The 18,928-nt window shown below is 64.8% G+C and carries 10 protein-coding genes and 3 tRNA genes; 3 read left to right on the forward strand and 10 right to left on the reverse strand.

All coding sequences use genetic code 11. The annotated features are described in order from the left end of the window. Nucleotides 1-35: 35 nt before the first annotated feature. Both ACOGXQ_RS02040 and ACOGXQ_RS02045 read right to left on the reverse strand, forming a co-directional pair. Nucleotides 36-109: transfer RNA gene (locus tag ACOGXQ_RS02040), tRNA-Val, on the reverse strand. A 33-nt stretch (nt 110-142) separates the two neighbouring features. Continuing rightward, nucleotides 143-943 (reverse strand): inositol monophosphatase family protein, encoded by an 801-nt coding sequence (locus ACOGXQ_RS02045; protein ID WP_419945801.1) that lies wholly within the window; start codon nt 941-943, stop codon nt 143-145. A 205-nt stretch (nt 944-1,148) separates the two neighbouring features. Here ACOGXQ_RS02045 and ACOGXQ_RS02050 point away from each other — a divergent pair, with 205 nt between their 5' ends. Continuing rightward, complete coding sequence (locus tag ACOGXQ_RS02050; protein WP_419945802.1) at nt 1,149-1,718, forward strand: hypothetical protein; 570 nt, start codon at nt 1,149-1,151, stop codon at nt 1,716-1,718. A gap of 13 nt (nt 1,719-1,731) precedes the next feature. On the opposite strand, the gene ACOGXQ_RS02055 is transcribed toward ACOGXQ_RS02050, so the two are convergent. The 6 genes from ACOGXQ_RS02055 to ACOGXQ_RS02080 are packed head-to-tail and all read right to left on the reverse strand — an operon-like array spanning nt 1,732 to nt 10,588. After that, nucleotides 1,732-2,892: an ABC transporter ATP-binding protein gene (locus ACOGXQ_RS02055; protein ID WP_419945803.1), complete on the reverse strand. Its 1,161-nt coding sequence runs from the start codon at nt 2,890-2,892 to the stop codon at nt 1,732-1,734. Further along, nucleotides 2,889-4,613: an oligopeptide/dipeptide ABC transporter ATP-binding protein gene (locus ACOGXQ_RS02060; RefSeq protein WP_419945804.1), complete on the reverse strand. Its 1,725-nt coding sequence runs from the start codon at nt 4,611-4,613 to the stop codon at nt 2,889-2,891. The genes ACOGXQ_RS02055 and ACOGXQ_RS02060 overlap by 4 nt, the downstream gene beginning before the upstream one ends. Nucleotides 4,614-4,668: 55 nt before the next feature. Continuing rightward, a complete protein-coding gene (locus ACOGXQ_RS02065; RefSeq protein ID WP_419945805.1) occupies nt 4,669-5,499 on the reverse strand; it encodes an ABC transporter permease in 831 nt (276 codons plus the stop codon). Then, nucleotides 5,492-6,631, reverse strand: a complete 1,140-nt coding sequence (locus tag ACOGXQ_RS02070; protein ID WP_419945806.1) for an ABC transporter permease — start codon at nt 6,629-6,631, stop codon at nt 5,492-5,494. The genes ACOGXQ_RS02065 and ACOGXQ_RS02070 overlap by 8 nt, the downstream gene beginning before the upstream one ends. Before the next feature lie 32 nt (nt 6,632-6,663). Further along, nucleotides 6,664-8,592: an ABC transporter substrate-binding protein gene (locus ACOGXQ_RS02075; RefSeq protein WP_419945807.1), complete on the reverse strand. Its 1,929-nt coding sequence runs from the start codon at nt 8,590-8,592 to the stop codon at nt 6,664-6,666. Between the two features lie 31 nt (nt 8,593-8,623). Further along, nucleotides 8,624-10,588, reverse strand: coding sequence for an ABC transporter substrate-binding protein (locus tag ACOGXQ_RS02080; protein WP_419945808.1), 1,965 nt, complete (start codon nt 10,586-10,588; stop codon nt 8,624-8,626). A 188-nt stretch (nt 10,589-10,776) separates the two neighbouring features. On the opposite strand from ACOGXQ_RS02080, the gene ACOGXQ_RS02085 reads away from it, so the two are divergent. Continuing rightward, a tRNA-Ile gene (locus ACOGXQ_RS02085) sits at nt 10,777-10,849 on the forward strand. A gap of 223 nt (nt 10,850-11,072) precedes the next feature. Continuing rightward, nucleotides 11,073-11,145, forward strand: a tRNA-Asn gene (locus ACOGXQ_RS02090). A gap of 44 nt (nt 11,146-11,189) precedes the next feature. Here ACOGXQ_RS02090 and ACOGXQ_RS02095 read toward each other — a convergent pair. After that, nucleotides 11,190-16,421, reverse strand: a complete 5,232-nt coding sequence (locus ACOGXQ_RS02095; RefSeq protein WP_419945809.1) for a RecQ family ATP-dependent DNA helicase — start codon at nt 16,419-16,421, stop codon at nt 11,190-11,192. 175 nt (nt 16,422-16,596) lie between these two features. Further along, nucleotides 16,597-18,801 (reverse strand): DNA primase, encoded by a 2,205-nt coding sequence (locus tag ACOGXQ_RS02100; RefSeq protein ID WP_419945810.1) that lies wholly within the window; start codon nt 18,799-18,801, stop codon nt 16,597-16,599. Between the last annotated feature and the right edge of the window lie 127 nt (nt 18,802-18,928).

Here is an 18,928-nt window from a genome sequence, read left to right on the forward strand (position 1 = left end):
ACCACAGCGCTGCTGACTCCATCAACCACCATCGGTGGGCGCTGCAGGACTCGAACCTGCGACCCCCTCCTTGTAAGGGAGGTGCTCTCGCCAGCTGAGCTAAGCGCCCCGCGCGCCGCACCGTGTCGGCGGGTTCCGCAGGCTACCGGCGACCCCGACGTCCGAAGCCGTCGAGCAGGCCCGCAAGCTGAGCGGTGCCGGCAGCCATGGGGCCACGACGCCCGCTGTGCTCAAGATGGAAGAGCTCTCTGCCGTCTGCTTCGCCGGTCCATGCGCCTGCTTCGGCGCAGATCAGGATGCCCGCGGCGTAGTCCCAGACGCCGTGATTGGAGTTGAGATCGAGGTACGCATCGAGCCTTCCGCAAGCGACAGCACACAGATCAAGTGCGGCGGAACCCAGCACCCGCACCTGCCACACCGGGAGATCAGCGCCGGAGCGACCCGAGACGCCGATGACCGCCCGCTCGCCGCTCGTGCGTCCACTGGGACTGATCGGCTGGCCGTTGCAGTGCGCGCCATCGCCGACGGTCGCCGTGAACTCCTCCCCCGACACCAAGTGGCGCACGAGTCCAGCCCGTGGTGTCACACCACCGGCCTCAGCTCCCACGTTGAGGGCATTGCCACGCGCTTCGCTGCTGTCCACGAGGCACAGGCTGATGCTGTAGTGCGGAATGCGCCGGGAAGCGTTAGTGGAACCGTCGACGGGGTCCACGATGACGACCTCGCTGCCAGTGCCATTCCGCAAGCCGGATTCCTCGCTCAGCACGCCGACGCCTGCCGCGTCGAGCACCTCGAGCGCCGCAGCGTCGGCCACCTGATCGAGCGCGTATTGATCTGGACGGTCACCGCCGACGTGCCAGCGATCGAACCCTGCAAGTGCTGTCTGCACCGCGTCGGCCGCGCATCGCAGCAGGTCCAGCCAGCTGTCGCCTGCACCGGTCATGGCTCGCCCGCACGCGAGCCGGCATCCGTCGTGACCTCGCGAGACCAAGTCCGGGCAACCGCAGCACGGGGCGACATCGCGCGCAGGGTAGCGATCTGGCCGCAGCACCCAGATCGGCGCGCATGATTCCATAATTCACGGTGACTGCGACCCGCCGGGCTATAGCCTCAGCGCATCGTTTCGTCCCTGCGCAGGGAGCGTCCTGATGGCAGCGATCGACATCGCCGGCTACGTGACAAGCCTGAAGGACCATGCGCATGCGCATGGGTTTCACATTCACGACGAGCGGCAGTTCATCGAGACCTACAGTCTGCGCCAGACTTGGGAAGTCGACCTGCACCCGGCAGAGGCCTGCGGGGGGCCGCTCGACCTGCATCTCACGCTCGAGGTCGACCCGCGAACGATGCTGTCCTTCGAGGATGTGCTGTGGGCGACACCGGAGGACGATCTCCCCCCCGACGAGTTCTGGCTGCCGCTGCACTTCACTTGGGCTCTGCCGCCGCTCGACCACGGTCCCGACATGCTGGTCTTGGCAACCGACCTCGCAGGGCTGGGCGGCACGGCCCTGCCGGTCGAGGTATCCGCCATCGACTCGCTGACCTCGGTGACCGATCCGGCCAAGCGGACGCTGATGATCGTGGCCCGCAGGGAGATGTCGCTCCAAGCGCTGTTGCGCGGCGAGGACAACATGTGCGAGTCCTTCGACCTGTGCACCAAGATCTGCGACTACCTGCTGCACCACGCCCAAGACTGGTACGAGGAGGCGCCGTCCTGAGCGCTTCTGGCCCTCAGTCGACGCGGATGACGACGCCGGCCTCGCTCACGCGACCCGATGCGATGTTGCGCTCGAGCGCCTCGGCGGCCTCGGCGGTGCCCACCGGGTAGAAGCAGCGATAGGTGTGGGCGCGCTCGTCGCCGTCAGGCTCGGCGTCGTTGCCCTCGCCGTCCCGACTTGTTCGAGGTCTCGACGGCCTCGGCACCTCGATGAGCGCCGGCTCTTCTGCGAAGCACAGGTCTTGCGCGTACTTGCAGCGGGCGGCGAACTTGCAGCCCGGATCGAGGCTGGTCATGGTCGGCGGCTGGCCGCCGATGATCTCGAGGCGGGCATGGCTGTCGTCGGTGACTTTGGGGATCGATCGGAACAGCGCCTCGGTGTAGGGCATCTTCATGTCCCGAAAGAGCGTCTTGGTGGCAGCGTGCTCCACGATGCGGCCTGCGTACATCACGATGATCTCGTCGGTACGGCCTGCCACGATCCCCAAGTCGTGGGTGATGAGCACAAGCGACATGCCCCGCTCAGCCCGCTGGGTCTCGAGCAGGTCAAGGATCTGGGCCTGGACCGTGACGTCCAACGCAGTCGTGGGTTCGTCGGCGATCAGCAAGCGGGGGCTGCACGCAAGCGCGATGGCGATCACGATGCGCTGGCGCATCCCGCCCGACAGCTGGTGGGGGTACTCGTCGATGCGCCGGTGCGGCTCGGATATGCCCACCTCTTCGAGCAAGTCCAGCGTTGCGCTGCGTGCGGCTCGCGCCGAGAGATCCCGATGCACACGCAGGCCCTCCCCCACCTGCTTGCCGATCTTCATGACCGGGTTCAGCGAACCGAGCGGGTCCTGGAAGACCATCGAGAGCTGCGGCCCCCACATCTCGAGCAGCTCCCGGCGACTCAGCGACATCATGTCGATCCCGTCGAAGAGGACAGTTCCCGTCGAGGTCACCCGAGATTTGGGCAGCAGCCGCATGATCGAACGGGACATCACCGACTTGCCCGAACCGGACTCTCCCACCACGCCCAGCCGGGTACCCCTTCGCAGGGACCAATCGACCCCGTCCACTGCAGCCAGCGGACCCGCCGGTGTGTGAAATGTGGTCCGCAGGTCGCCGACTTCGAGCAGCGGCAGCCCTTCGGCATCCGCTTTGGCCGAGAGCGGTGTCGGCGCCTCCGTCACGGCTGCCTCTGCCCTGCGGCGGCCACCGCTGCTCCAACCCCATCGCGCTCGGACGCTGATTCGCCCACAAGCGGGAAGTGGCACGCAACGAATCGGCCTGAAACGATCTCTCGCATTTCTGGCTCTTCGGCGGCGCAGCGCTCCGCTGCGTGCGGACAGCGCGTGCGGAAGCGACAGCCCGACGGTGGGTCCATCGGCGACGGCAGCTCACCGCCGATGCGCTCTGCGCTCAGTTCTGCGTCCGGGTCAGGGTGCGGGATCGCTGCCAGCAGCAGATCGGTGTACGGGTGCGCCGGCTGGGCAAACATGGCATCGGGTTCGCTGACCTCGCACAGCTTCCCCAGATACATCACTGCTACCCGGTCGCTCACGTTCTTGACCACGGCAAGGTCATGAGCGATGAACACCAACGTCAGACCCATCAGGTTCTTGAGGTCTTCGAGCAGGTTGAGGATCTGCGCCTGCACCGAGACATCCAGCGAAGACACCGGCTCATCGCAGATGATCACCTGGGGCACGCTGACAAGTGCCCGCGCGATCGAGAGTCGCTGTGCCTGGCCGCCCGAGAACTCCCACGGGCGTCGGTCCAAGGCATCGTCGGGATTGATGCCGACGTAGCCGAGCACCTCCCGCACACGCGGCTCGGCCCGTCTGCGCTCGGCTTCCCGATTCGCCCGGTAGCGCCGCAGCACCCAGCGCAAGAGCAAGGCATCTACCACGACCGAGGCGACCAGCACGATGAGCTTCGCGCCGTCGTCGAGTCCTGCGACGTAGAACACCTGCAGCACCAGCATGGCGCTGAGCGTCGTCGCGACGCCGCTGGCACCGGCCCGTTCGGGCTTCAGCATCGATGCGATCAGCCACACGGCAAGCACGGCGGTGAGCAGGCTGAGTCCGCCCGAGTTGAGCCATTGCGCCCATCCCCCGAAACTCGACCATGTGCGCCTCGTCAGGAACGCGCTGGCGCCGGTGGTGACGACCGCGCCCGCGAGCCCGACCGCGCTGGAGACCTCGCCGAACTGGCGTGACATCAAGCCGAAGGGCAGCATGACTGCGAGCAGCACCCAGATCAGGCCCAGCAACAGAGCAACGGCGCCGACCAGCACCAGCAGTGCAAGCGTCGGGAAGCCGATGACCGCGGCAGGCACTTGCGTCCACTCCAGCCACGATTCGAGCGCGCGCCGCTCGACGGCCTCGGAGACGATCCACAGCACGAATGCGACTGAGGCCAACAGGCCTACGATGCGCAACGGTGCCGCTGCACGCTGCAAGAGACCTTGCAGCAGCATGCCGATGCGTTCCTGCCACACCGCCATGGCCGTCCGCCGCGACAGGTTCTCGAGTTCGATGAAGAGCGGCTCGGCGATGATGTCTCGTACCCGTCGGCGAGGATTCAGCGACGAGATCGGATCCTGATAGATCATCTGCAGCCGCGGACGCACCTCGCGCATGGTGTCATCGTCGAGTTCGGTGAGCTCCCTGCCGCCGAGCTGCACCGTGCCCGATGTCGGCTTTGGCAACTGCAGGATCGCCCGCCCCGTGGTGCTCTTGCCGCAGCCCGATTCGCCGACCAGCCCGAGCGTCTCGCCCTCGATCAAGTCGAGGGACACGCCCGATACCGCGTACACCGTGCGCCCGCCGGCAGCGGGGAACTCAACCACCAAGTCGCGCGCGCTCAGCAGCGCTTCGGGGCGAAGGTGGGCGTCGCCGCTTCCCGCCATCAGAAAAATGTCCTCACAGTGGGGTCATCACAACCCTGCCCGCATAGCACCGTCATCACAGGACCGACTCCCGCGGTTCGAAATACTGCTGCAGCTTGTCGCCCACGAAGTTGAGCGCCAGCACGGTGACCAGCATCGTCAGCGCCGGCATGAGGCTGATGTGCGCCGCGACATCGAGGTTCGTGCGGCCCTTGCTGATCATGTCGCCCCATGTCGGCGTGGGCGGTGGCACGCTGAGGCCCAGAAACGCCACCGAGCCCTCCACGACGATCAGCCCGGCCATGATGATCAGCGAGTAGCTGACCAGAGCGGGGGCCACGTTCGGCAGAACTTCACGGAACAGGATTCGGCCGTCGCGGGCTCCCAACGTCTTGGCCGCCAGCACGAAGTCCTGCCCGGCCCACGTCAAGGTCGCGGCGCGCACCACCCGAGCGATGGGCGCGATCGACAGCAGCACGAACGTGAACACAAGAATGAAAATGCGCCGTCGCGCCTCGGAGTCCAGGAACAGCACCAACGCCAAGAACAGAATCAGCGGCGGGATCACCAAGGTTGCATTCAGCGAGGAAGTCAGCCAGCGGTCCGCTCGCCCGCCGTAGTAGCCCGACACCATGCCGATGAGCCCGCCGATCACCAACGCGAGCGCAGTGCCGACGGTCGAGATCACCAAGCTGACCTGGGCGCCGTAGATCACGCGGCTGAAGACGTCGCGGCCCACACCGTCGTTGCCGAACCAGTGCGTCACGCTCGGCCCCTGCTTCGAAGTGCCTGCGAACGTCTCCGTGGGGTCCTTGATCGGCAGGATGTCGGCGAACACCGCAGCCAGGGCGAGCACGGCGAGGTACACCACCGCCAGCCAGAAGAAGAAGCCCAAACGCCTACGCACCAGTACCGACCTCCCGGCCGCGCAATCTCGGGTCCAGTGCCAAGTACAGGAAGTCGGACATCGTGAGGACGATGATGTACAGCGTCGAGATCACCAGCACTCCCCCTTGCACGGCAATGAAATCACGTTGGCTGACTCCTTGGAAGATGTACGAGCCGAGCCCGGGCAGCGTGAAGATCACTTCGATGATGAGTGCGCCGCCGACCAGCAGGCCGATCGTGAGACCCACGACGGTCAGCAAGGTGAAACTCGACGGCCGCAGCGCGTGCCGCCACAAGATGCGCCTCGTCGGCAGCCCTTTGCTGCGAGCCAAGTCGATGAACGGCAGCCGCAGCGTCGCGATCATGTCGGCGCGCAACAGGCGCATGAACACTGCGGCCTGGCCCATGGCCAATGCCAGCGATGGCAGCAGCATGTGCTTGAAGTGCAGCCACACGTCCGCGCCCAGCGGGACGTAGCGCGCAGCAGGCAGTGCGCGGAAGCCGACCTCGTTGCCCGCCACGCTGAGTCCCCCGATCGCGAGGAACAGCACGAGCAGCACGGCGAGTACGTAGCTCGGCGTGGCGAGGAATCCCAGCATCACGTTGTTGATGGATCGGTCGGTCTTGGTCCCCTGCCGGTAACCGGCCCAAACGCCTAGGGGCAGCGCTACGGCCAGCGAGATGACCACCGAGTACCCCATGAGCTGCAATGTCGGCGTGATGGCGTTGGAAATGCCGTCCGCTACCAACTCGCGGCGCTGCACCGAATTGCCCAGATCCCCCTGCACGACGCCGCCCAGCCAATTGCCGTAACGGTTGAAGAACGGCTCGTCGAGGCCGAGCTCGGTGCGCACGATCGCGATCTGGTCAGCCGTCGCCGCAGGACCCAGGATGTTGATGGCTGGATCGCCGGGCAGGCTGGCCATCAGCGCGAACACCACGAACGACACCCCGACCAGCACGGGGACCACGCTGACGATACGCCGCAACGCGTAGCGGCCGTCAGCGATACCGGCCCCGATGGCGCCGATGGCGATCATCACCGCGAACGTCCAGCTGAACGGCGGCCGCCAGACCCATGCCCACACGATCGTTGCCAGCAGGGCAACCGCAATGATCCGCCCGAGTTGGTCACGGAGGTACTGCTTCACCGGACGCTGCTCATTGCCCTGCCAAGCCTGGCTCAGCCATGGCAATCCCCATCAGTGCACCAGATCTGAGCGACATGGTGTGCGCCCGCATTCACCCCGAACGAACCCGCATCATTGCCCGGAATGGACAGGTCGGTGATGTTCTGCACCCGCTGGTTGGCGACGATGCCCCACAGGGTCCAATACGTCCACAGGTTCCAGACATTGCGGCCGAACGCTCGGTTGACGTCCTCAGCCGCCTTCTGACGCGCAACCGGATCCGGATTGTGACGGATGACGTCGTATGCCGCGTCTATCGCGGGATCCTGGAATCGCCCGATGTTGGCGGCCAACTCGGGCACAGCGGGATTGATTGGCTGCGCTGTCGACGAGTTCCACCACAGCCACTGCTCGATCGGGTCGACGCCGCCGTGGGCACGCAAGGCCATCATCTCGTAGAGCCCGGCGAGAGCGAGTCCGAAGTACTGGCCCTGCTCGATCGGCTGGATCGTCACCGAAATCTCGTCGCCGAAGGCGTGCTGCCACATCGACACGATCAGTTCGTTCGACTCCACGTTGAACGGATCGCCGGTGGAGTTGAAGCCGAACGTCACCGGATTCTGACCGCTCTCGGCCTTGCATTCGGCGAAGGAGACAAGGGCCGCGTCAAGATCAAACTCCGGATAGCCCGAATCCTCCAAGTAACCCATGCTGCCCGGCGGGAACGGTCCATTCGCCGCCCGGACAAGCCCCTTATGCCGTTCCCTGACGAAGCGCTCGCCGTCGAACGCTTGTGCCAAGGCCCTGCGACAGCTCAGGTGCACCAGAGGGTTGGCCGCGTTGAACCCCAGCGGATCCATGGCAACCGGCTCGTCGAGTCCGCGCTGCGCTGCGAGCACCGGGTTCGTCCCCGCGGCCACGTTCATGATCGCGAAATTGGTCTCGCCAAAACTGTTGGCCTGCAACGTGACGTAGTCGTCGTCGCTTTCGTACTTGAAGATCTCGTCGGCATTGGATGTGTGGATGATGTGGAAATCGCCTGCCTTCAGCCCGCTTGATCGGCCTTGAATGTCTTGGGATACCACGAACTCGATCTCGTCGAGATAGGGCAAGTTTTCGCCGGTGATGCCATTGGATCCTCGCCAGTAGTCCGGGTTGCGCTCGGCGATGAAGCTGTTGCCATTGCCCGGTGTGTACTCCACAAACCTGAATGCGCCCAATCCAACCGGCGCAGCCGGATCACCGGTGGCGCTGGCCAAGCCTGCGGACCGTTCCTCAGCCGACAGGGGCGAGAACGGAGAGGCGTACAGCGGGTTGTTCGGCAGCGTCTCGAGCCACGCCGGAGAGAACATGAAGCCGCAGCCTGCCTCACGCGACGCAGGACCCGGTCCCGTCGCGAACGGGACGGACGTCTCGTAGTGGACGTACTGGCCCTCGCCCCAGACATCGTCGATGCCGACATAGCCCGGCCCGGTCTGCTGGCTGTAGCGGCACAGGTTGATGTTGTAAGCGACGGCCTCGCCCGTCAGCGGTGTTCCGTCATGGAACCGGATGCCGTCGCGGATCCGCAACGTCCACCGCGAGAAGTCGTCGTTGGGGGTTTCCGACTCCACGAGGTACGGCACGATGTCGCCGTTCGCGTCGGTGACGTACAGCGACTCAGTGACCGCACGCATGATCATGCGGCAGCTGATCGCGCACAGTGCCGCGTGGGGCGCGAACGGGTTGGCGGTGTCCGCTTCGATGCCGTACACCAATCGGCCGCCGTGAACGGGGCCGCTGACGACTTCGCGGATGTCGTCGCCCGTGGCCTGGCCGGCCTCGCGAGCTTCGACGGCTTCTGCCCGGTTCCCCTCCAGTGCGGTCGCAGCGTCATCGGCGGCGTCAGACTGGGTGTCCGAGCGGTCGCTGTCACAGCCCGCGCAGGCGACGGCTGTCAGCGCGAAGGCTGTCGCTGCTGCAAGCGAACACGCTCGCGCCAATTGCCGTCTCCCGCTTCGTGCTGCCGGACGCTCAGCCTTGGCAGTTCCCGTCGGTGCACCAGATCTGTGCGAGGTGGTGCTTGCCCGAGATCACCGGGAAGGTGCCCTCGTCGTTGCCGGGGATGGGCAGGTCGGTGAGGTTCTGCACCCGTGGCTGTGCGATGATGCCCCACAGGGTCCAGTACGTCCACAGGTTCCAGACGTTCTCAGCGAATGCCCGGTTGATGGCTTCGGCCGCCTTCCGCCGTGCCTCAGGGTCGGGATTGTGCCGGATGTCGTTCAGTGCATCGGAGATCGCAGGGTCCAGGAAACGCCCGAAATTCAGGGCCAACTCGGGCACGGACGGATCGACCGGATTCGCGGTGAACGGGCTCCACCAGTACCACTGCTCGGACGGGTCCACGCCGCCGTGATTGCGCCAGCCCTGCATCTGGAACACGCCGACCAGTGCCAGGTTGATGTACTGGCCCTGCTCGATCGGCTGGATCGACACATCCAGCTCGCTGCCGAACGCATCAGCCCACATGGACGCGATGAGTTCGTTGGACTCCACGTTGAACACGTCGTTGGTGGTGTTGAACGAGAACGCGACCGGGACTTGGCCGTGGTCAGCCTTGCACTGCTCGAACTCTGCCCGCGCGGCATCGACGTCGTAGGTCGGGTAGCCCGTGTCCTCGAGGTAGCCGATGCTGCCGGGCGGGAACGGACCGTTGGCGACCTGCACCAAGCCCTTATGGCGCTCTGTGGCGAAACGCTCGCCGTCGAACGCATGAGCCAGCGCCTTGCGGCAGCTCAGATGCAACAGTGGGTTGCCGCCGTTGATCCCTGTCGGATCCATCGGGATCGGCTCTTCGGCACCGAGCACTGCTTGGAGCCACGGGTTCACGCCGGCAGCGACATTGATGAGGTTGTAGCTGGTCTCGCCGAAGTCGTTGGCCTGCAGCAGCACGAAGTCGCTGTCGCCTTCATACTTGGAGATCTCGTCGGCGTTGGCCGTGTGGATGATGTCGAACTGGCCGCCCTTCAGGCCATTCGAGCGGCCCTGGATGTCCACGGCTACCACGAATTCGATCTCGTCCAAGTACGGCAGATTCTCGCCCGTGATGCCGTTGGGGCCACGCCAGTAATCCGGGTTGCGCTCGGCGACAAAGCTGTTGCCGTTGCCCGGCGTGTAGCTCACGAACTTGAACGCACCAAGCCCAACCGGTTCCGAGGGATCTCCGGTGGCGTTCGCAAGCGCCGCCTCGCGCTGCTCCTGCGTGAGCGGCGACGCCGGCGACGTGTACAGCGGGTTGTTCGGCAGCGTCGCCATCCATGCTTGGCTGAACATCTGCCCGCACACCTCGGCACGGCCTGCCGGGCCGATGCCCGCAGCCAGCGGCTGACCGGGGCTGGCCGTGATCGTGACGGTCTGGCCCTCGCCGACGACGCTGTCGACGCCCAAGAACGCCGGACCCGTCAACGGGCTCAAGCGGCACAGGTTGAGGTTGTAAGCCACGGCTTCGCCGTTGAGCGGCGTGCCGTCGTGGAAGGCGATGCCGTCGCGGATCGTGAGCGTCCACTCCATGTAGTCGTCGCTGTGCTCCTCCGACTCCACCAAGTAGGGCACGATCTCGCCGTGGCTGTCAGTGATGTACAGCGAGTCGGTGATGGCCCGGAAGATCATCCTGCAGCTGATCGCGCACGATGTCGCGTAGTGCACGAAGGGATTGGCAGAGTCGGCCTCGATGCCGTACACGAGCCTGCCGCCATGGACCGGGCCGGTCTCGGTCTCGCGGACGTCCTCGCCGGTGGCCTCGCCCGCATCTCGGGCTTCGACGACCTCGTCTTCCTCTCCGGTCAGTGTGGTCGTGGGCGCATCTTCGGTCGTTTCCTGCGTGGTGTCCGGCTCCTGCGCGGCGTCGTCGCCGGTATCGCCACCGTCACCTCCGCCGCCGCACGCGACCGCTACCAAGGCGAAAGCGGCGATGACCACGCCGAGCCTGATGCCGAGCAAACGCCGCGACCTGTGTCGGCGGCACCCGCTGGTGAGTTGGTCGGCATGACGCCGCGTTAGTCCGATGCGCATCGTGGGTACTCCTCCTGCACAGCGCCGTCGCGGCGCCGTACGCGCAAACTACTAGGCCGTGAGCGGGTCGTTGACCTGCACCTCACTTGGCTGCTCTGGGCCGATACCGTGCAGCCGGGCCGGTAGCTCAGTGGTCAGAGCAGGCGACTCATAATCGCTGGGTCGTGGGTTCGATCCCCACCCGGCCCACGTGCCGTCGGTCGCAATCCCATACCGACCCGCAGCCTCAATATCGACGCCGGAGATGTTGGTCGGAGGCGATGCCGGCGGAGATCGGCATGTCCGCCTCTTGGATTCACACTGCCACGAGGGCAAGAGACGCGGCGGTTGATTTCCGGCTTTTCGGCTCGGCCGGCTCTTGATGGGCCGGTATGGTTGCCCCGCACGTTCGGGCACATCGCTGCCCGATCGGTCCGGGGTAGCTCAGTTGGCAGAGCAGCGGACTGTTAATCCGTTTGTCGTGGGTTCGAGCCCCACCCCCGGAGCCCGCCTGACCAGCCGGCCAAACCGGGGCGCGTCCATTGGCGACCTAACGGTGGGTCGTTTCGCCGTCTGGCTCGAAGACGAGTTCAGGTACCACGACCTCCCATTGGTCGCACTTCATTTCCTGCTTGTACTGGGCGTCGGAGTGCTCACTGCTCCATGTTGCGATCGCCGAGACCTTGGCCTCGACGCAACGCATGTCGCTCGGCGCTTCGAACCAACGCGACAGCATCCCCACTTGCACGCCGTTGCCGTCGCGCAGCTCCCACTTGCCTTGATGTTCCCGGGCCTGCAGAGGATCGCCTGGGGACAGCGCACCGATGCTGTGATGCACTCCATCGTCGGGAGGCATCCGACCAGCGAAGCTGAGATAGACGTCCTTCAGCGTCAGGCTCCGGTATCGGCGAGCAAGTTCGGAAGTTGGCGGCGGCAGTGCGACCGGAGAGCGCCAGAGCACCGAAGGCTTGCCGTCAAGTTCGTCGTGAAACCCACGCTCGTCGTGCATGCGGCATAGCGTCAGCGTTTGCTTGGCGCGCGTCATGGCCACGTAGTACAAGCGTCGCGACGCGTCGACATCTTCATCGGGATTGCGTCGACTCCATCCCCCGTCGAGCACGACCACATGGTCGAACTCCAGCCCTTTCGCGCGGTGCGCCGTCAGCAGTAGCACCCCTCGCTGACGGCGCCGAGTGTCCCGGCACCACTCTGCCAGCCACTCGATGAACGAGACCGCCAGCACCTCGCCACCGCCAGTCTCGATCTCGTGCTCGATGATTGCCTCTGTCAATAGGTCGACCCACGGGCCGCGTCGTTGGTCGGTGATCCACTTGCGAAGGTCGTCGGTTCCCAACAGGCCTCGGTGCAGCCGAGCATCGCGGACCAGAGCTTGGGTCTCGCGTAGATGCCACAAGCTCAGATCGCCTTCGTTGGCAAGCTGCACCGGGATGCCGACCTGCTCGCAGATGCTCCGGACAGGTTGGAGGTGACTCCACTCGCGGGCGATCACAGCGCAGCGTGCCCAGTCCCAATTCGGTGCTAGGCCTGCGAGGCGTCTCAACTCAACCATCGCAGCCTGTGCCTGAGCGACCGAATCCCCGCTCGGGTGCAGTACCTGGACCCTGCCGTTCGCCACTGGGTCGAGCGATTGCCACTCTCCGCCGGCTGGCTCACCGCGGCGTGCCCGGTTGACGCGGATCGCGCGGCCAGTCTTCATCCGCGACTTCGCCGACGCGATGACTGCGTTGGCGGCACCAATGACGTGGCCGCTCGAGCGGTAGTTCTCGATCAAGTACTCCGGCCTGGTGTCATAGTCCTGCTGGAATCGCCGAATGAACTCCGGCGAAGTTCCATTGAACGAGTAGATGTTCTGGTCATCGTCGCCCACCGCGAACAGCGTCAGCCGACTGTCCTCGTCAGTCGCGGTTCGCCCTGCGAGCGCGGAGATCAGCCTGTACGCGTGGTTGCCGATGTCCTGGTATTCGTCAACGAGTATCCATCGGAAACCAGCCAGCAGGCGCGTCCTAGATTCCTCGGCCTCCTCAGCTTCTCCGGGTGTGATTTCGCCTCCTTCCAGCAACGCAATGGCCTTCGCCATGATTTCGTCGAGCTTCTCGGAGAACTTGCTGTCGCTGGCCCGGGTCGCGGTACCGGAGAAGCTGGCACCGACCAGCCGCATGGCGAGTGCATGGCATGTAAGCACCGTCACGCCATTTGCGTCGTCGCCGATCAACTCGTTCAGGCGACGGCGGATGTCCGCAGCGGCGTGCCGGTTGTACGCAAGGGCCAGAATTCCTCGTGGGTTCTGCCGACGCGCTCGAATGAGATACGCGATGCGATGAACGAGCACTCGCGTCTTACCTGAACCCGGTCCCGCGAGGACAAGCACATTCGTCGTCTCGCGATTGTCCGCCACGATCGCTCGCTGTGCGCTCGACAGGTCCCCGACGATCGCCTTCCACGACTGCGCGGTGGTCGGGCGATCGATCTCACCGCGACGCTGAGGCAGCCAGCGGCGCACGAATTCGTCCTCGCCGAGTTCGAAATAGTCGAGTGCCAAGCGCAGCGCGTCGGCGACCTTGGTGAGGCCTTGCTCAGCGAATTCGGCCATCACATGGATCTGCCGCACCGTTCGGCCATAGTGCTCACCGAGTTCCTGGAAATCGGTTTGCCTGAATCCTCGTGATTCTCGTTCGAGCGAAATGGTCATCGCGGGCCGAAACACCGTGAGGCCTCGATTCAGCCGGACGACCTCCTGCTCGTGGAGCCACATCAGCGCACGCTCCATGAGCCTGCGGGCGGCATCCTTGGTGTCAGCCCGCAGCGCCGGATCGGCCTCGATTGCGTCGTCTACCGCCTTCTGCAACTCGCCGAGCGTCGTCGAGACCAGCAGATCATTGCCGCGGCTGCCCGACTTCAGCTTCGTCAGCAGATGCTCCAGCAGGACATCTGCCGCTCTGCGGCGGCGTTCGGCGATGCCGGCAAGGGACGACCACTCGCGCCTCAGCGTCACCAGCACGCCCTCGGCCGCATGCTTGCGCACAGAAACGCTGCCTCGGCCTCCACTGTCGCCGCGCCCGTCCTGAGCCATGCCTTCCAGCGCGCGAGCGATGTGCTCCGGTCGCGTATCGGCGAATCCCTCATCGTGAAGCTGTTGAGCTGTCACGCGCAAATTCAACGGCGCCGATTCACCAGCCGTCAGGTCGGGAGCCGACACCTGCATGAGGCCGATCAGGGTCTCCTCCATACCTGCGGCATCAATGAGGCGGTTACGGGACGGACGGCGCACCCCGAAATGCACGAACGCCGTCACGACGGTGTCGTTAGTAGCGAGACCACAGCGTTCGAGGTCTCCCAAGGCAGCCCGCAGCTTGTCCGAACTAAGTCCGGCGACTCCCATCAATTGGTCTGTCGATATTCCGTCGTCAGGGTCCGCATCGATCAATGCCTTCACGATTGCCAGCAGCGCTAGCCGTTGACCCTCGTGGAGGTCGTCAGCGCTTTCGAGCCGTGTTCGAGCCTCTTCAACTGTGCCGATTCGCAACGACGATGGAAACACGCTCACCCGGTTCTCTTCGCGGGTCAGCAACTCCGCTTCTTCAAGCCACGCCACGGCTGTGCGGACCCGCGTGTCGTCTGTGGCCGAATCACGGGCGAAATCGTCCGCCTCATCTTCACTGAGAATCTCGCCCGACGTGGCCACCACCTCGCCGGTACGCCCGCTTCGGCGGTCAAGGGCGCGCAGCGAGCGCAGCACTCCGTGAATCTCGCGCCGCGTGAGCCGCGACCTGGCCGATAGCCCGAACTGGCGCTCTACGTCATCTTCGGTGTAGAGCAGCACGCAGTGCGCTTGCTGCTGGTCGCGGCCGGCTCGGCCGGCTTCCTGCAGGTAGTTCTCCAGCGATGAAGGGATATCGGCGTGGATGACCAGTCGCACGTCAGGCTTGTCGATACCCATCCCGAACGCATTGGTCGCAGCGATGACTCGAAGCTCGCCGTCGATGAACCGCTGCTGGATGGCCTTCTTTTCTTCAGGCTGCAAACCTGCGTGAAAGCGATCAGCATCGATACCTTGCGCCTGAAGGAATTCGGCGATATCGCCGGTGCGCCTGCGGGTCGCGCAGTACACGATCGCTCCGCCGGATGCTTGGTCCGGGAGATTGTGCTCCAACGCCGTCTTGACGTCGTGGAGCTTCATCGCAGCAGTCGTCGGCAACACCTCGAACTTCAAGTTCGTCCTGCGGCTGCCACCGTCGAAGGTTCGCATGTCGACGCCCAATTGCTCCCGGAAGTACTCGCAGATCTCCGCCTTTACCTCCGGCTTGGCCGTAGCGGTGAGGCACAGCACCGGCGGCACTCGCTCACCTTCGGACCTCTCGCGGATGAAACGACCTACATACCGGTAGTCGGGACGAAAGTCGTGCCCCCACTTCGACAGGCAATGAGCTTCATCGAGCACCCAAGCGCCGATCTCGCGTTGCGCCAAGGCGCTGCGCACCGATGGGTTACGCAGCTGCTCGGGGGAGATCAGCACGATCGCCGCGTCCCCCAGTCGTACCTTGTCGAGGGCTTCGGCGCGCTCGGGCAGCGACAACAAACCGTTGACGGTGACACACGAGGTAACGCCCTGGCGTTCAAGACCGGCCACTTGATCGGCCATGAGCGCTACAAGCGGCGAAATCACCACCGTCACAGAACCCGTCTTGTCATAGCGGGACAGCGCAGGCAGCTGGTAGCACAGCGACTTGCCGGTACCCGTCGGCAAGATTGCCAGCGCATCGTGTCCCGCCATTGCCGCCTCGACGATCACCTGCTGCAGCGGCTCGTCGGACTCGGGGTCGGCCGGCTCGGATCGGAACGAATCGAAGCCGAACCACCGCTTGAGTTCTCGCTCGGAGTCATGGCGAACGCGACACCAGGCGCAGCGCTTATCGCGGCAGGCGTCATCTCGCAGACTCCTCACCAGATGGGCAGCGCCCGGGAACTGGTGGCGCACCCAAGGCGGCATCACCGACTTCCCTCCCGACACCGAGATCCACGCCATTGCGAATGCCAGCGCCCAGCCGTGCTCTGAAGCATCCGCGATCGCCCGTCGAAGCTGCGATTCGCAGGCGTGATCGCCAAGACATCTGCCGATTGCCTCGCGCGCTCGGCTGGCGTCGGGCTTTGGAGCGCCCCTCAATGCCTCGAAGCACAGATCGAAACCCGCTGATGGGAGGTTTCTGGTGGTCAGCCAGTGCCAGGCCGTAAGCCATTCCGGTGGTGCCTCGCGCAACACCTCGCGCTGGTCGGTGAACAACTGCATCGCCAACCGAGCGTCGAGGTACGGATCGTTGCGCTCGCTGCGCGTCAACGGGGCGTCCTTGTAGTGCTTGACGAGGCGGTGATACGGATGACGCGGGAATGCCAGCGGATTGAGCCACAGCGTGTCCACGACCGGCAGCCGCAGCAGCCGCAGTTCGGCGTTCACGGATTGCAGGATCGGCAGATCGAACTTGATCAGGTTATGGCCGAGAACAAACTCTGCGCCTTCAGCCAACTTGTCCAGCATGACGAGCGCTTCGCTTGCTGACTTCGCCGATCTGGTCCAGACTGCTCTGTCGCCTTCATAGCCGATGACGCACTCGCTGGGCTGATCGGCGGATCGGCGCCTCTTGGCCCACACAACGCTGCGGTCCGTGTCTGCCGCAACCCCTGCAATGGCGTAGATGCGATTGTCCCTGCGAGAGACCTCAAGATCCAACGCCAAACAGCGCGACAGTTCTTCACAGGCAGTGGTCACAGCCCGAACATCATTCCCGATGGCACAGGCACGCGGCTGCAACGAGCGCAAGATTCTGGATCAGTCGAGTCAATCGGCAGGTGCAGCGGCCGGAACCATTGCGGGTGCAAGTCCAGACGGAACCGAGTCCTGTGGCCAACTCCGACATCCGCGGACTTCCAAGTCGGCACGGAGCTCACGAGGCCGGCAACTCCTCGCTAGGGCCAGTTGTCGCCGTCGCAAACTCCCCTTGAATCCACTTTGCGACGACCGGCGCTGCACCAGCTTGCTGCCGGGGGTCGCGCAATTCGATATCTCGCTCGCGGAGCCAGCGAAGCCATCCGCGGCGGTGGTGGTACCGCTCAGCATCGGAGGCCGCAGATGCGAGGACTGCAAAGGGAACATCGGTGCCGTCGCCGATCCGGCGGATCGTGTCAGCAACGTAGTGTCGCAGTTCGTCCGCCACCCGTCTCAGTGCGTCGGACGATGACAACTTCTTCCCACCTGCTGCTGCTGCCTCAATCAGAGCCCGCACGCTGTCATCCGATTCATCAGGCAATGGGAGTGCACTGTCGGCAGCCACCGGAGCATTGGACATCACACCACCCTCGTCGTGAACCTGTTGGGCGACGATGCGCGAGAACGCCTCTCTCGCGATGTCGCTGAAGAACAACTCTGGGCTAATCAGGGACACTGCATCGCCTTCAGGTGCCATTGCGGCTTCCAGCAGTAGCCGCTCACGCATTGCCCTGTGCCGGTTCGACTGATCGATTTGCACTTGCACACGACGCGCGAGCGATGGTGCCTCTACTTCGGCGCTGGGTTGATGCGCAGGTTCCCATTCCGTGTTGTAGTCCGCCTCGAAGTAGTCATCACCGGGATCGGGTGGCGGCGGAGGCTCGACATGCCTGGGCCGCTCGGATGCTGGACGGTCGGCCAATCGCACCCGGGCCTCCGCGACACGTCGACGCAGATCCTCGACGGCCATTGGTATGCGGCGCGCGATGGGCTCGAGATCAGTCTCACCAAGTACATCGTCCGGATAGACGGCCAGCACTTCAGCCGCCTCATCTGCTGCCCGGTCGCGCCCGCCGGGGCTGTCGAGTTCGGCCCGCTGCAGGATTCGCTCGGCGCGAAACGCGTGCAGTGGTTGGGCTTCTTCGAGCGCTCGGCGCAGCGCAGGCGGGTTCGATTCGGCGAGGTCACCCGGGTCGGAACCCGCAGGAAATGCGGCCACAAAGACGTCGAGTCCGTATTCGCGTTCCCATTGATGCACCCGTTCGGTGGCGGTCTGTCCCGCTGCATCGGCATCGAAGGCCAGCACGATGCGCTTCGCCGATCTCGACAGCAGCTCAGCGTGCTGCTGGGTCAGCGCCGTGCCGCAGGTAGCAACTGCTTCGGCGATCCCGGCTAGGTCACAGCCAATGACGTCGGTATATCCCTCGCACACCACAACCCGGTCCGCTTTGCGCGCAGGCTGCTTCGCGAGGTGCAAGCCATACAGCACCTTGCTCTTGTCGTATACAACAGTGCCCGCAGTGTTCTTGTACTTCGGGCCGGTCGGGGTCGACTCGTCGGGCCGGGGCAGCAGGCGGCCGGCAAAGCTCACAACTCGCCCACTCGCATCGCAGATCGGAAACATGATCCGATCGCGGAAAAAGTCCGATGCGCTGGAAACATCGCGATCGGTGGCGTCGTCGCCTGCGGACTCGTCATCGGACCCGCCTTCGGGCTCGTCACCTGATGTATTGCCAAGTTCATCGCTGACGGCGGTGCCACCGATCGCGCCAGCTTCTGAGCCGGGGCGTCCCGTTCCCCGCCGCGGTCCCGCTCGTGCCCGGCCCGCTTCGGCGTAGGCCAGTCCCGCCGCGGCCACTTGTTCGGGCGGCACGCCGAGATGTCGACACAGCTCATCCCACCGTGGCGGCGCGTACCCCAACCGCCACTTCACGACGGTGTCACGGTCGTAGCCACGCCGACGCAGGTAGGCGCGTGCCGGACCCGCATCGGAGCCGTTCATCAGGCGCTCGTGGTAGAAGCGAGCGGCCTTCTCGAGCAGGTCGATCAGCTCCTTGCGTCGTTGATTCGCGCGTTGCGCGCCGGGGTCGTCGTAGGTCAGCGTGATGTTTGCCGCAGCGGCTAGCTGCTCGACAGCTTCATTGAAGCCCAGGTGCTCGGTTTCTCGAAGGAACGTAAACGCGTCGCCGGATGCCTCGCAGCCGAAGCAGTGGTAGAAGCCCTTCGCCGGATCGACGCTGAACGATGGCGTCTTCTCGGTGTGGAACGGGCACAGCCCGACGTGGCGGCTGCCGACTCGCTTGAGGCTCACCCTGCGGCCGATGAGCGCGACGAGATCGGTGGCCTCGCGGACGCGCTGTACATCAGAATCTCGGATGCTCATCTGCCGAAGACGCTAGTAACTGACTGCGACACCGCCCGTTGCACGGATCAGCTGGGCGCCGATCTCTTCGAAGGAGAACTCGCCGGGGCCTTACTTGGTCACGCCGACGGAGTACGCGGATTCTCGG

This window comes from Candidatus Poriferisodalis sp. (assembly GCF_965208485.1).
Classification (GTDB): domain Bacteria; phylum Actinomycetota; class Acidimicrobiia; order Acidimicrobiales; family Poriferisodalaceae; genus Poriferisodalis.